10 protein-coding genes are annotated in these 13,385 nt (G+C 68.7%); 5 read left to right on the top strand and 5 right to left on the bottom strand.

From position 1 onward, the window contains the following. Positions 1–25: 25 nt before the first annotated feature. Genes smeA through smeC form a run of 3 tightly spaced genes read left to right on the top strand, consistent with a single transcriptional unit; the run spans position 26 to position 5,796 of the window. Positions 26–1,222 (top strand): multidrug efflux RND transporter periplasmic adaptor subunit SmeA, encoded by a 1,197-nt coding sequence (smeA, locus tag EGM71_RS19740; RefSeq protein WP_188486595.1) that lies wholly within the window; start codon positions 26–28, stop codon positions 1,220–1,222. A 12-nt stretch (positions 1,223–1,234) separates the two neighbouring features. Next, a complete protein-coding gene (smeB, locus tag EGM71_RS19735) occupies positions 1,235–4,384 on the top strand; it encodes a multidrug efflux RND transporter permease subunit SmeB (protein ID WP_188486593.1) in 3,150 nt (1,049 codons plus the stop codon). Beyond that, positions 4,381–5,796 carry a multidrug efflux transporter outer membrane subunit SmeC gene (gene smeC / locus EGM71_RS19730; RefSeq protein WP_188486591.1) on the top strand — a complete coding sequence of 472 codons (1,416 nt, stop codon included), beginning with the start codon at positions 4,381–4,383 and terminating at the stop codon, positions 5,794–5,796. The genes smeB and smeC overlap by 4 nt, the downstream gene beginning before the upstream one ends. 205 nt (positions 5,797–6,001) lie before the next feature. Here the strand turns inward: smeC and mnmG are convergent, their stop codons facing one another. Together mnmG and EGM71_RS19720 are read right to left on the bottom strand one after the other, a co-directional pair. Beyond that, the gene (mnmG, locus tag EGM71_RS19725) at positions 6,002–7,891 is read right to left on the bottom strand and encodes a tRNA uridine-5-carboxymethylaminomethyl(34) synthesis enzyme MnmG (protein ID WP_188486590.1); all 1,890 of its coding nucleotides are present in this window, start codon (positions 7,889–7,891) and stop codon (positions 6,002–6,004) included. Positions 7,892–8,439: 548 nt separating this feature from the next. Beyond that, a complete protein-coding gene (locus EGM71_RS19720; RefSeq protein ID WP_188486588.1) occupies positions 8,440–8,928 on the bottom strand; it encodes a hypothetical protein in 489 nt (162 codons plus the stop codon). A 160-nt stretch (positions 8,929–9,088) separates the two neighbouring features. Between EGM71_RS19720 and EGM71_RS19715 the strand changes: the two genes are divergently transcribed. Both EGM71_RS19715 and EGM71_RS19710 read left to right on the top strand, forming a co-directional pair. After that, on the top strand, positions 9,089–10,051 hold the full coding sequence (locus EGM71_RS19715; RefSeq protein ID WP_188486586.1) for a pyridoxal-phosphate dependent enzyme: 963 nt from the start codon (positions 9,089–9,091) through the stop codon (positions 10,049–10,051). Beyond that, positions 10,036–10,680: a YdcF family protein gene (locus EGM71_RS19710; RefSeq protein ID WP_188489919.1), complete on the top strand. Its 645-nt coding sequence runs from the start codon at positions 10,036–10,038 to the stop codon at positions 10,678–10,680. The genes EGM71_RS19715 and EGM71_RS19710 overlap by 16 nt, the downstream gene beginning before the upstream one ends. A 205-nt stretch (positions 10,681–10,885) precedes the next feature. Here the strand turns inward: EGM71_RS19710 and bioC are convergent, their stop codons facing one another. From bioC to bioH, 3 genes are read right to left on the bottom strand one after another with little or no spacing between them, the layout of a single operon-like run. Then, positions 10,886–11,770 carry a malonyl-ACP O-methyltransferase BioC gene (bioC, locus tag EGM71_RS19705; protein ID WP_188486584.1) on the bottom strand — a complete coding sequence of 295 codons (885 nt, stop codon included), beginning with the start codon at positions 11,768–11,770 and terminating at the stop codon, positions 10,886–10,888. 12 nt (positions 11,771–11,782) lie between these two features. Further along, positions 11,783–12,562, bottom strand: a complete 780-nt coding sequence (locus tag EGM71_RS19700) for an SDR family oxidoreductase (protein WP_188486582.1) — start codon at positions 12,560–12,562, stop codon at positions 11,783–11,785. Positions 12,563–12,591: 29 nt separating this feature from the next. Next, positions 12,592–13,371, bottom strand: coding sequence for a pimeloyl-ACP methyl ester esterase BioH (gene bioH / locus EGM71_RS19695; protein WP_188486580.1), 780 nt, complete (start codon positions 13,369–13,371; stop codon positions 12,592–12,594). Positions 13,372–13,385 lie beyond the last annotated feature (14 nt).

Here is a 13,385-nt window from a genome sequence, read left to right as displayed (position 1 = left end):
TCAACGAAAGGCCCCCACGCCCCCCATGTCACTCCTGCGTCCGCTGTCCTGCTCCCCCCGTCCGCTGTTGCTGCCCCTGCTGCTGGCCCTGGCGGCCTGCTCGGCGGGCAGGACCGAAGCCCCGGCCACCCCCGAAGTGGGCGTCATCACTGCCAGTGCGCAGGCGCTGGCACTGCAGCAGACCCTGCCTGGTCGGGCGGTGCCGTTCGAGGTGTCCGAGGTGCGGCCGCAGATCGGTGGGCTGATCCGCCAGCGGTTGTTCACCGAAGGCCAGCAGGTCAAGGCCGGCCAGTTGCTGTACCAGGTCGATCCGGCGCCGTACCAGGCCGCCTTCGATACCGCGCGTGGCCAGCTGGCGCAGGCCGAGGCCACCGTGCTGTCGGCGCAGCCGAAGGCCGAGCGCACCCGCACGCTGCTGGGCATGGATGCGGCCAGCAAGCAGGACGCCGACGATGCCACCTCGGCACTGAAGCAGGCCCAGGCCAATGTGATCGCCGCTCGCGCCGCATTGCAGGCCGCCCGCATCAACCTCGACTACACCCGGGTGACCGCACCGATCGAGGGCCGCATCGGTACCTCCAGCGTCACCGCCGGCGCGCTGGTCGCCGCCGGCCAGGATGCCGCGCTGGCGACCATTCAACGGTTGGACCCGGTCTATCTGGATGTCACCCAGTCCAGCACGCAGATGCTGGCGCTGCGCAAGCAGCTCGATGCCGGCCTGGTGAAGGCCATCGACGGCAAGGCGCAGGTGAAGGTGCTGCTGGAGGACGGCAGCACCTATGCCCATGAAGGCACCCTGGAGTTCGTCGGCAGCGCGGTCGATCCGGGCACCGGCAACGTGGTGCTGCGCGCGGTCATTCCGAACCCGGACGGCCTGCTGCTGCCGGGCATGTACCTGAAGGCAGTGCTGCCGATGGCCACCGACGCGCGTGCCCTGCTGGTGCCACAGAAGGCGGTGCTGCGCAATGAACGTGGCGAGCCGCTGCTGCGCCTGCTCGACGCAAAGGATCGCGTGGTCGAGCGGCGGGTCAGCACCGGCCAGGTGGTGGGCAACCAGTGGCAGATCACGCAGGGGCTGAAGGCCGGCGAGCGGGTGATCGTCAGCAACGGCAGTGGGGTTTCGCTCGGCCAGCAGGTGAAGGCGGTGGCGGCCACCACCGCACAGCTGGCAGCAATGCCGGCGATCGACCCGAACGGCAACACCGACGAAAAGTCGCACTGAGGCCTGCCGCGCATGGTTCGTTTCTTCATCGACCGGCCGATCTTTGCCTGGGTGATCGCCATCGCGGTCAGCCTGCTCGGCCTGCTCGCGATCCTGATCCTGCCGGTGGACCGCTACCCGCAGATTGCCCCGCCCACCATCACCATCCGCGCCACCTACACCGGCGCCTCGTCGCAGACCGTGGAAAACGCGGTCACCCAGGTCATCGAGCAGTCCCAGCAGAGCCTGGACCACCTGATGTACATGACCTCCACCAGCGCTTCCGATGGTTCGGCACAGGTCAACCTGGTGTTCGCCACCGGCACCAACCCGGATACCGCGCAGGTACAGGTGCAGAACCAGCTGCAGGCCGCCATGGCCACACTGCCGCAGGCGGTACAGCAGAACGGCCTGACCATCACCAAGTCCAGTGGTTCGATCTTCGAGGTGCTGTCGTTCACCAGCGAAGACGGCAGCATGGACAACTTCGATGTCGCCAACTTCATGGAAGCGCGCATCGACGATCAGATCAGCCGTGTCAGCGGCGTCGGCAACATCCAGCCGATCGGCCAGGAATACGCCATGCGCATCTGGCTGGATCCGGAAAAGATGCGCCAGTACGCACTGATGCCGTCGGACATCGAGACCGCACTGCAGGCGCAGAACACCGACGTGTCGGCCGGTGAGCTGGGTGGCCAGCCGGCGCTGAAGGGCCAGCAGCTGGACGCAACCGTGACCGCGCGCAGCCGCCTGCACACGCCCGAGCAGTTCGCGCAGGTGGTGCTCAAGGCCGATGCCAACGGCAGCGTGGTGCACCTGGGCGACGTGGCGACGATCGGCCTGGGGCCGGAGAGCTACGACAGCATCAGCACCTTCAACGGCAAGCCGTCGGCCTCGCTGGGCATTGAACTCAATGCCGGTGCGAACGCGATCGCCGTCTCCAAGACCATCGATGCACGGCTTCAGCAGCTGCAGAAGTACTGGCCTCATGGCTACACCGCCCATGTGGCATTCACCACCACGCCGTTCGTGACCATCTCGCTGAAGGAAGTGGTGATCACCCTGATCGAGGCGATCGCGCTGGTCGTGCTGGTGATGTACCTGTTCCTGCAGAACTGGCGGGCCACGTTGATCCCGACCATCGCGGTGCCGGTGGTGCTGCTGGGCACGTTCGGCGTGCTGGCCGCGTTCGGGTACTCGATCAACACGCTGACCATGTTCGCGCTGGTGCTGGCCATCGGCCTGCTGGTGGACGATGCCATCGTCGTGGTGGAGAACGTGGAGCGGGTGATGACCTTCGAAGGGCTGGCACCGAAGCCGGCCACGCTGAAGGCGATGGGCCAGATCACCGGTGCGCTGGTCGGCATCGTGCTGGTGCTGACCGCGGTGTTCCTGCCGATGGCGTTCTTCAGCGGTGTCACCGGCGTGATCTATCGCCAGTTCTCGGTGACGATCGCTGCTGCGATGATCCTGTCGGTGCTGGTGGCGATGACCATCACCCCGGCGCTGTGCGGCAGCATCCTGCATCAGATTCCCAAGGGCGGCCATCCGCATGGCGACCACGCTGGCGAGCCGAGCCTGCTGGGCAAGTTCTTCATCTGGTTCAACCACCGCTTCGAGCGCACTTCCAACGGCCTGCGCCATCGCGTGGATGGTTTCCTTGGCCGGCGCACGCTGGGGGTACTGTTCTACCTGGTGCTGAGCGTGGCCACCGGCCTGCTGCTGTGGCACCTGCCGGGTGCATTCCTGCCCGATGAGGACCAGGGCATGCTCAACGCGCTGGTGAAGCTGCCAGCCGGCTCCACCCTGGAGCAGACCCGTGCGGTGATGGATCGCCTCAGTGCCGCCGCAGTGAAGGACGACAGCGTGCTGTCGATCCAGGCCACCGCCGGTTTCAGTGTCACCGGCAGCGGCCAGAACGTCGGCCAGGCCTTCATCCGGCTCAAGGACTGGGATGACCGCAAGGACGACGCCGATACCATCGCCGCGCGGCTGACCGCCGCCATGGCCAGCGTGCCCGATGCGCAGGTGTTCATCACCTCGCCACCGGCCATCCTCGGCCTGGGCGATGCGGGTGGATTCACCCTGGAACTGCAGGACGAAGGCGGTGCCGGCCATGCCGCCGCTGTGGCCGCGCGCAATACCCTGCTGCGGGACGCCGCCAAGGATCCGAAGCTGGTCAACGTGCGTTATGCCAGCCTGGAAGACGCGCCGGTGTACGCGGTGAAGGTGGACGACGCCAAGGCACAGGCCATGGGCGTGAATCCGCAGGACATCAATGACACCTTGAACGCGGCGTTGGGCGGCGACTTCGTCAACAACTTCATCTACAAGGGCCGCATCAAGAAGGTGTTCATCCAGGGCACGGCCGAAGCGCGCATGCAGCCGCAGGACATCGAGCGCTGGAGCGTGCGCAACCAGGCCGGGCAGATGGTGCCGCTGTCGTCGCTGGTCAGCGCCCACTGGACCAGCGCGCCGGCCGCACTGCAGCGCTACAACGGCGTATCGGCGATGGAAATCACCGGCCAGCCGGCGCCGGGCGTCAGCTCCGGTGAAGCGATGGCCGAGATCGCGCGCCTGGCCGACACACTGCCGGAAGGCTTCAGCCATGCCTGGTCGGACATGGCCTACCAGGAACAGCTGTCGGGCAATCAGGCGCCGATGCTGTATGCCATCTCGCTGCTGTTCGTGTTCCTGTGCCTGGCCGCGCTGTATGAAAGCTGGGCGGTGCCGTTCGCGGTGATGCTGGCGGTGCCGGTGGGCGTGTTCGGTGCCGTGCTGATGATGAACCTGCGTGGCCTCAACAACGACGTGTACTTCCAGGTCGGCCTGTTGACCACGATTGGTCTGGCAGCGAAGAACGGCATCCTGATCGTCGAGTTCGCGCGCATCCTCGAACAGCAGGGCAAGAGCACCCGCGAAGCGATCCTGCAGGCCGTCTATCTGCGGCTGCGGCCAATCGTGATGACTTCGCTGGCGTTCCTGATGGGCGTGTTGCCGCTGGTGTTCGCCACCGGCGCCGGTTCGGCTGCGCGCCGTTCGCTGGGTACCGGCGTGGCCGGCGGTACGGTTGCCTCGATGGTGCTGGGCATGTTCTTCGTGCCGTTGTTCTACCTGCTGGTGCGCCGCATGTTCCCGGGCCGCGCACCGGCCGAAGCCACTGCCCCGGAGGCAAGCCCATGAAGCCGATGCTGCTGCGCGCCCTGGCGGCCGCAACGATGACCACCGTGCTGGGCGGCTGCGTGAGCATGGCACCGCACTACCAGCGCCCCGAGGCGCCGGTGCCGGCACAGTTCGGCAATGCCGCCACCGGCGAGGCCGGGCCGGCACTGGCGGTGCCGGCCTGGCGCGAGGTGTTCCTGGAACCGCGCCTGCAGCAGGTGATCACGCTGGCGCTGCAGAACAACCGCGACCTGCGCGTGGCGGTGCTGCAGGTGGAGAAGGAACGCGCGCAGTACCGCATCCAGCGCGCGGCGCTGCTGCCGTCGGTGGATGCCAGCGGCAGTGTCACCCGCTCGCGGGTGAGCGATGCCAACAGCGAGATCGGCGTCACCCAGGTGACCGAATCCGATAGCGTGCAGGTCGGTATCAGCAGCTGGGAGCTGGACCTGTTCGGCCGCGTCCGCAGCCTGAAGGACGAGGCCCTGCAGAACTGGCTGGGCAGTGCCGAGAACCAGCGCGCCGCGCGCACCAGCCTGGTCGCCGAAGTGGCCACGGCCTGGCTGGCGCTGGCGGCCGACGAACAGTCGCTGGCGTTCACCCGGCAAACCCTGGACAGCCAGCAGCAGACCCTGCTGCGCACCGAAGCCCGCCATGCACAGGGCCTGGCCTCGGGCCTGGACCTGTCGCAGGTGCAGACCAGCGTGGACGCCGCGCGCGGCGCGCTGGCCAAGCTGCAGACCCAGCAGGCGCAGGATCGTGACGCGCTGCAGTTGCTGGTGGGCGCGCCGCTGGACGTGGCATTGCTGCCCAGCGCGCAGGCACTGGACGGCACCGTGGCGCTGGCGCCGTTGCCTTCCAACCTGCCGTCAAGCGTGCTGCTGCAGCGCCCGGACGTGCTGTCTGCCGAACACGCGTTGCAGGCGGCCAATGCCGATATCGGTGCCGCGCGCGCCGCGTTCTTCCCGACGCTGACGCTGACTGCCAACTACGGCCACAGCTCCACCGCGTTGTCGACGCTGTTCTCGGCTGGCACCCGCGGCTGGTCGTTCGCGCCCAGCATCACTGCGCCGATCTTCCACGCCGGCGCGCTGAAGGCCTCGCTGGATGCCTCGAAGATCGGCAAGGACATCGGCATCGCCCAGTACGAGAAGGCGATCCAGCAGGCCTTCAGTGAAGTGGCCGATGCCCTCGCCTCGCGCGATCACCTGGCCACGCAGATGGACGCCCAGCGTGCACTGGTCGCCGCCAGCCAGCGCAGCTACACGCTGGCCGACGCGCGTTATCGCACCGGCCTGGACGGCTATCTGCAGGCGCTGGATGCGCAGCGCAGCCTGTATGCCGCGCAGCAGGACCTGATCGCCCTGCAGCAGCAGGAGGCGGGCAACCGGGTGACGTTGTTCAAGGTGCTGGGCGGTGGCGCGGACGCACGGTAACGCGCCCGCCAATGTGTGTATGTCTTCCGCTCCGGTGGGTGCCGACCTTGGTCGGCACAAATGCCTTCATCCACGCATGGCGTGGATCTACCGGGGGGGGAGGCCTTGGTAGGTGCCGACCTTGGTCGGCACAAATGCATGCAGCATCGCGATCTGATGATTCGTGCCGACCAAGGTCGGCACCCACCAGAGCAGGTGCGACCGCTTACGCCACGCGGCCGCGCCGCGCCCGCTCCAGGTGCACCAGCAGCAGCGAGATCGCCGCCGGGGTCATGCCCGGGATGCGCTGTGCCTGGCCGATGGTCTGCGGGCGCACGCGCTCCAGCTTCTGCAAGGCTTCGGCCGACAGCCCGCGCACCGTCGCGTAGTCGAAGGCTTCGGCGATCGGCGTGGCTTCATGCCGCTGCTGGCGCTCGATCTCCTCGCGTTGGCGGTCCAGGTAGCCGGCGTACTTCACGCCGATCTCCACCTGCTCGGCCACCTTGGCGTCGGTCACGGCCGGGCCCAGCGATGGCACCTGCATCAGCTGCGCGTAATCCAGCTCGGGGCGCTTGATCAGATCCAGCACGTTGGTTTCGCGACTGACCGCCACGCCCAGCGTGTCCTGCACCTCGCGGCCCAGCGCATTGGCCGGGGTTGCCCACAGTGCGCCCAGGCGTGCGCGCTCGGCGGCGACGGCGGCCTGCTTGGTCTCGAACGCGTTCCAGCGGCGGTCATCCACCAGGCCCATCTCGCGGCCGGCCGGGGTCAGGCGCTGGTCGGCATTGTCCTCGCGCAGCTGCAGGCGGTACTCGGCGCGGCTGGTGAACATGCGGTACGGCTCGTTGGTGCCGTGGGTGATCAGGTCATCCACCAGCACGCCCAGGTACGCCTCGTCGCGGCGCGGGCACCAGCTGTCCAGCCCGCGCACCTGGCGCGCGGCGTTGAGGCCGGCCAGCAGGCCCTGCGCGGCGGCCTCCTCATAGCCGGTGGTGCCGTTGATCTGGCCGGCGAAGAACAGGCCGTTGACCAGCTTGGTTTCCAGCGAGGCCTTCAGCCCGCGCGGATCGAAGAAGTCGTACTCGATCGCGTAGCCGGGGCGGGTGATGTGCGCGTTCTCGAAGCCGCGGATGCTGCGCACCATCTCCAGCTGCACGTCGAACGGCAGCGAGGTGGAAATGCCGTTGGGGTAGATCTCGACGATGCCCAGGCCTTCGGGTTCGACGAAGATCTGGTGGCTGGCCTTCTCGGCGAAGCGCACCACCTTGTCCTCGATGGACGGGCAGTAGCGGGGGCCGATGCCTTCGATCTGGCCGCTGTACAGCGGTGAGCGGTGCAGCGCATCGCGGATGATCTGGTGGGTCTGTTCCGTGGTGTGGGTGATCCAGCAGCTGACCTGCTGCGGATGCTCGTCCACCGAGCCGAGGAAGGACATCACCGGGCGCGGCGAGTCGCCGGGCTGCTCATCCATCACGCTGTAGTCCAGCGAGCGGCCGTCGATGCGCGGCGGCGTGCCGGTCTTCAGGCGGTCCACCTGGAACGGACGCTCGCGCAGGCGCGCGGCCAGCGTGGTGGCCGGCGGGTCGCCCATGCGGCCGGCGGCGTACTGGGTCGGGCCGACATGGATCTTGCCGGCCAGGAACGTGCCAGCGGTCAGCACCACGGCCTCGGCATCGAAGCGCAGCCCGGTCTGGGTAATGACCCCGCGTACGGCGTCGCCTTCAATGACCAGGTCGTCCACGGCGGCCTGGAACACGGTCAGGTTGGCCTGGCCTTCGACGATGGCGCGGATCGCCATGCGGTAGAGGTTGCGGTCGGCCTGGCAGCGGGTGGCGCGCACGGCCGGGCCCTTGGACGCGTTGAGGGTGCGCCACTGGATGCCGGCCCGGTCGGCGGCATGCGCCATCGCACCGCCGAGGGCGTCGATTTCCTTGACCAGGTGGCCCTTGCCGATGCCGCCGATGGCCGGGTTGCAGCTCATCGCGCCCACCGTCTCGATGTTGTGGGTCAGCAGCAGGGTGCGCACGCCGGTGCGGGCCGCGGCCAGCGCGGCTTCGGTGCCGGCGTGGCCACCGCCGATGACGATGACGTCGTAACGATGGAAGGACGGGTTCATGGGGGCTGTTCAGCTGGGGGCGGGCGCGGCCGGGGCGGCGCCGGGGTGGCGATTTTAGCGCCATTCGGGGCCGGGACGTCGGCACCGGCCGGCCGGCGTCGAAATCAGCCCTAAAGTTGGCAGGATTTTTGCAGATAACCCAATAGCACCCACCGTGGCTGGCGCCGTAGGCGCCCGTGACCGGAATTGGAACAGGGGCCGGTACAGGCGCACGGTGGGGGAGCAGAGGGCCGGCAGTCGGGGGACTGTCCGGCCCTGTTTTTTTTGGCTGCCGGGAAGGCGCGATCCACGCATGGCGTGGATCCACTGACGCTGGGGCTCTCGCCGGTTGGGGCGCCCCGGCAAAACAAACGGCCCCGCGCTGCGGGGCCGTCTGCCTTCAGAGGTGCCGACATCCGACAGGGCCGGAACAGGGGGGATCCAGATGTTCCTGTCGGATATCGACGTAGAGCTTTTTGCGGCGGCCCGTGTCGTTTTTGTCACTTTGTGACGCGGGCCGTCACTGGTCCCGTAGAGTGCGGCTTGGACCGTGTGAAATGCAATACGGTTCAGCGCTCAACTGTGCGCTGCGTCCCACGATCCATGTTGCGCCAGGGGGAGCCGTTCATCCTCGGCGCACTGGGCGCCGGGGCCGGACGGGCCTGCGGCGGAGGTGCCGACGGCTGGATGTTCGATTGCGGCGGGCGACGCATCGAGTCCATGTTCCGCCACGGCGAACCGCCGTTGTACGACGGCCGCGACGGCGGCGGACGGTTCTCGCCACCGTTGCCGGGCGGGCGCGGCGGCGGACGGTGGTTGTGCGGCGGGCGGTAGACCGGGCGCGAGTAGTACGGGTTGCCATAGCCGCCGTAGTAGCCGCCATAGCCACCGTAGTACGGGTAGCCGTAGTTGTAGGGATAGCCGGCCGGGTAGCGGTATTCCACCGACGGCGCACCGTGGTAGTAGCTGCCGCTGCGGCCACCGCCGACATAGTCGTAGGTGGTGCAGCCGGTCAGGGCCAGCATCAGGCCACCGGCAAGCATCAGGCGCGTTTTCATGGTGGGTCCCCCCAGAGGACGGGTTGTGCAGTCAGCTTCGTGCGCAGGCGTTGAATCGGCCCTTAACTTCACTGGCCAGGATGAATGGAGGTGAAGGCCCTCATGCTGGCATGACCTGTGCCGGGGTCGCCAGCGTGGAGCCATACGTTAATCTTGCGTCATGAGCGATTCACTGTTGCCCCGTGCCGATGATGTCCTGGCTGCCGCTGCGCGGATCGCGCCGCACGCCAGCGTGACCCCGGTGCTGCGCTCGCGCACGCTTGATGCGCTGGCCGGCGCGCAGCTGGCGTTCAAGGCCGAGCATCTGCAGCGCGGTGGCGCATTCAAGTTCCGCGGCGCCTGCAATGCGGTGTGGTCGCTGGATGCCGATCGCGCCCGTGCCGGCGTGGTCACCCATTCCTCCGGCAACCACGGCGCCGCCCTGGCCCTGGCCGCGCGCACCCGTGGCATTCCCTGCCACGTGGTGGTGCCCGAAGGTGCGGTGGCGGCCAAGCTGGCCAACATTGCCCGCCACGGCGCCACGCTCTGGCGCTGCCCGCCCACCATCGCCGACCGCGAGGCCACCTGCGCCAAAGTACAGGCTGATACCGGCGCCACGCTGGTCCACCCCTATTCGGACCCGGCGGTGATGGCCGGGCAGGGCACCGCGGCACTGGAACTGCTGCACAGCGACGGCCCGTTCGATGTGCTGGTGGTGCCGGTGGGCGGCGGTGGCCTGGCCAGCGGTACCGCCCGGGCCCTGCAGCTCGCCAGCCCGCAGACCCGGCTGGTGCTGGCCGAACCGGCCGGCGCCGACGACACCGCGCGCTCGTTGGCCGCAGGCGAGCGCCAGGCGGCCGTCACCCCGGACACGATCTGCGATGGCCTGCGTACCCTGATCGGCGCACCCAACTTTGCGTTGCTGCGTGCGGCCGGTGCTGAGGTGATCGTGGTCGATGATGCCGCGACGATGGCGGCGATGCGCCTGCTGTGGGAGGTGCTCAAGCAGGTGGTCGAACCGTCCTCGGCCACCGTGCTGGCCGCGGTGCTGGCACAGCCGCAACGTTTCGCCGGCCTGCGCGTGGGCCTGGTGCTGTCCGGCGGCAATGTCGACCTGCCCGCACTACGCTGGGGGACGCCGTGAGCCGCGACCGGCATCGTCCTCGTACCGGCCTGCTGGGCTGGCTGTGGCGGCTGTTCGTGGTGCTGGTGATCTGGCTGCTGGGCGTGACCGCCTGGATCGTCTGGGTCGGCGAGCGTGACCAGGCCGCCAAGGCCGACGCCATCATCGTGCTCGGTGCGGCGGCCTATGACGCCAAGCCGTCGCCGGTGTTCGAAGAACGCATCCGTCATGGCCTGGATCTCTATGAAGCCCGGTACGCACCATTGCTGATCTTCACCGGCGGCTACGGTGGTACCGGCGCGCGCTTTTCCGAATCGCAGGTGGCGCGGCGCTATGCGCTCAAGCATGGCGTGCCGGACGATGCGATCCTGATCGAGACCGCCTCGCGCAACACCGTGCAGAACCTGGTCGAAGCCAAGCGGCTGATGGACCAGCGCGACCTGCACCGGGTGATCATCGTCAGCGACCCGCTGCACATGGCGCGCGCGCTGCGCCTGAGCAAGGCGCTGGGCATCGATGCGCTGGCCTCGTCCACGCCCAGCACGCGCTTCCGCAGCTTCCACACCAGCTGGCGCTTCCTGGTGCAGGAAATCTATTTCTTCCACCGCGACCTGGTGCGCCCGCCGCTGAGTTCGCCGGCCAATACCTGAGGCGGAAGCCTGCATTTGGGTGGGTGCCGACCTTGGTCGGCACACTGCTGGCGGCACCGCGATCTGATGGGGTGTGCCAACCAAGGTTGGCACCTACCGGAGCGATTCGCGTGCGGTGTGGAATGCGGTAGTGCCGGCCGCTGGCCGGCAGATGCCCACTATGGAATCGTGAGGTTGCCGGCCAGCGGCCAGCACCACCGGACGATCAGGTCTGCTTGCGCCGGATCGGAATCGCCGACACCGGCACCGAGGCCACGTCGTGCCCGCCTTCGCGGATTGGTGCGCCCGGGTCCGGTGCCCAGGCGTGGGCATAGATCACTTCCCAGCTGCTGGGCAGCTTGCCGTCGGCGCGCCGCATCGGCTCATACGCCGCTGCCGCAGCGGTGAAACGGCCACGCCCGGTCAGCGTGTGGCGGCGGTCCACCCGCGCATTGGTCGCGCCCATCGCGCGCAGCTCGCGCATCAGCGAGGGCAGGTCGTCGTAGGTCAGGGTGAATAGATCGCGGTCCAGCACCGGGTCGCGGAAGCCGGCCATCATCAGCGCATCGCCGAACTGGGCGATCTGCGCGAAGCGGCTCACGTGCGGGCGGTCATCGGCGGCCGCGAAGGCTTCGTTGAGTTCGACCAGCGTGTCCGGGCCGAAAGTGGAGCACAACAGCAGGCCACCGGGCTTGAGCACGCGACGGAACCCGGCGAACACCGCCGGCAGGTCGTCCACCCACTGCAGGCACAGGTTGCTGAAGATCACGTCCACGCTGTTGTCGGCCAGCGGCAGCGCGGCGGCGTCGCCGCACAGGCGCTGGAACGGCTTCCACCAGCCCGCCTGGCGCTTGGCCTGGTCCAGCATCGGCAGCGCCACGTCCAGCGCAATCACCTGCGCCTTCGGCCAGCGCTTCTTCATCAGCGCACTGGCGTGGCCGGTACCGGCACCGATGTCCAGCACCACCTCGGGCTTGCGCGCCTCCAGGTAGTCCAGCGATTCGATCAGCCGCGCCTGCACCTCGCGCTGCAGGGCGGCGGCGGCGTCATAGCTGTTGGCGGCGCGGGCGAACGCGCGGCGGACATGGCGGGCATCGAAGTGGGACGGCATTGCGAAAGTCTCTTAGAACGTACCGGGGTAGGCGCCGCCGTCGATCAGCAGGTTCTGCCCGGTGAGGTAACCGGCCTGTGCACTGCACAGGAAGGCGCAGGCGGCGCCGAATTCATCCGGGGTGCCGAAGCGGCCGGCGGGAATCTGCTGGCGGCGGCGTTCGGCCACTTCGCCGGCATCGCCGTCCTTGCCCGCAGTGTGGGCGAAGTTGGCGCGCAGGCGGTCGGTGTCGAACTGGCCCGGCAGCAGATTGTTGATCGTGACGTTGTGCGCCACGGTGCGGCGCGACAGGCCGGCGACGAAGCCGGTCAGGCCGCTGCGCGCGCCGTTGGACAGCGCCAGGATGTCGATCGGGGCTTTCACTGCCGAGGACGTGATGTTGACGATGCGGCCGAAGCCGCGCGCGATCATCGCGTCCACGGTGGCGCGGATCAGCGCGATCGGCGCCAGCATGTTGGCGTCCAGTGCGGCGATCCAGTCGTCGCGCTCGAAGCTGCGGAAATCACCAGGCGGCGGACCACCGGCATTGGTGACCAGGATGTCCACCTGCGGGCACGCGGCGAGCGCTGCGGAGCGACCGGCCTCGGTGGTGACATCGGCGGCGACCGCGCGCACCTCAGCAGCGCCGGGCAGGGCGCGCAGTGCTTCAGCGGCAGCCTGCAGGGCGGCTTCGCCCCGGGCCACGACCACCACGTTGACGCCCTCGCGCACCAGCGCGCGCGCGCAGCCCAGGCCCAACCCCTTGCTTGCGCCGCAGACCAGTGCCCAGCGGCCGTTGATACCCAGATCCATGCGTCAATCCTGCGGAATTCGGAGGGGGCTCATTGTCCGCCATCGGCCGGTGACAGGCCGGCAACGAAGTGTTGCAGGGCCGCGGCGACCTCGTCGGCATGGCCGAGGAACGGCGCATGGCCGCCGTGGGCGATGGTCAGCGCCTGCCCGCCCGGGGCCAGTGCCGCAGCGGCCTGCATCGCCGTCGGCGACACCAGCCGGTCACGCTGGCCGGCGATCCACAGGCTGGATTTGCCCAGCGTCGGCAGCGCGCCGCGCAGGTCGGTGCTTTCCAGCAGGCGCAGGCCTTCCAGCAGGGCGCGTTCGGTGGGTGCACCGCGCTCGACCAGGCGCTGGCGCAGCGTGCGCAGCTCCTCGCGGGCGTGTGCCGAGCCCATCACATCCAGCGCCAGGAAGCGCTCCAGCGTGCCGCCGAAATCGCTGGCCAGCTCGCGCCCGAACTGTTCGAACACCGCCGGTTCCACTGCATGCGGCCAGTCTTCGCCACGCACGAAGCGCGGCGTGGCCGCGATCATCGCCAGCCCGCGCACCTTCGGCAGCGTTGCGGCGGCGTGCAGCGCGAACAGGCCGCCCAGCGACCAACCACACCACACCGCCGGCGGCGTGGCCGCGGCAATGGCGTTGACCACGAACGGCAGGCGCAGCGGCGTGGTGTCCTCGCGGCTGTGGCCGTGGCCCGGCAGATCAACCAGATGCAGGGTGAAGCGATCGGCCAGGCGTTGCACCAACGGCGCGAACACGCCGCCCTGCAGGGCCCAGCCATGGATCAGTACCAGGTCCGGCCCCTGGCCGGTGACGTCGATATGCATGGGAAAACGGCAGC

Origin of the sequence: Stenotrophomonas maltophilia (genome assembly GCF_006970445.1) — a bacterium.
GTDB classification, from domain to species: Bacteria; Pseudomonadota; Gammaproteobacteria; order Xanthomonadales; family Xanthomonadaceae; genus Stenotrophomonas; species Stenotrophomonas maltophilia_AU.
Note: the sequence above shows the minus strand (reverse complement) of the source record. Positions and strands in the feature narration are given on the sequence as shown.

What these genes read in the sequence shown, in the direction of transcription:
- smeA (WP_188486595.1), top strand. Translation starts at nt 26, where the DNA reads ATGTCACTCCTGCGTCCGCTGTCCTGCTCCCCCCGTCCGCTGTTGCTG.
- smeB (WP_188486593.1), top strand. Translation starts at nt 1,235, where the DNA reads ATGGTTCGTTTCTTCATCGACCGGCCGATCTTTGCCTGGGTGATCGCC.
- smeC (WP_188486591.1), top strand. Translation starts at nt 4,381, where the DNA reads ATGAAGCCGATGCTGCTGCGCGCCCTGGCGGCCGCAACGATGACCACC.
- mnmG (WP_188486590.1), bottom strand. Translation starts at nt 7,891, where the DNA reads ATGAACCCGTCCTTCCATCGTTACGACGTCATCGTCATCGGCGGTGGC.
- EGM71_RS19720 (WP_188486588.1), bottom strand. Translation starts at nt 8,928, where the DNA reads ATGAAAACGCGCCTGATGCTTGCCGGTGGCCTGATGCTGGCCCTGACC.
- EGM71_RS19715 (WP_188486586.1), top strand. Translation starts at nt 9,089, where the DNA reads ATGAGCGATTCACTGTTGCCCCGTGCCGATGATGTCCTGGCTGCCGCT.
- bioC (WP_188486584.1), bottom strand. Translation starts at nt 11,770, where the DNA reads ATGCCGTCCCACTTCGATGCCCGCCATGTCCGCCGCGCGTTCGCCCGC.
- EGM71_RS19700 (WP_188486582.1), bottom strand. Translation starts at nt 12,562, where the DNA reads ATGGATCTGGGTATCAACGGCCGCTGGGCACTGGTCTGCGGCGCAAGC.
- bioH (WP_188486580.1), bottom strand. Translation starts at nt 13,371, where the DNA reads ATGCATATCGACGTCACCGGCCAGGGGCCGGACCTGGTACTGATCCAT.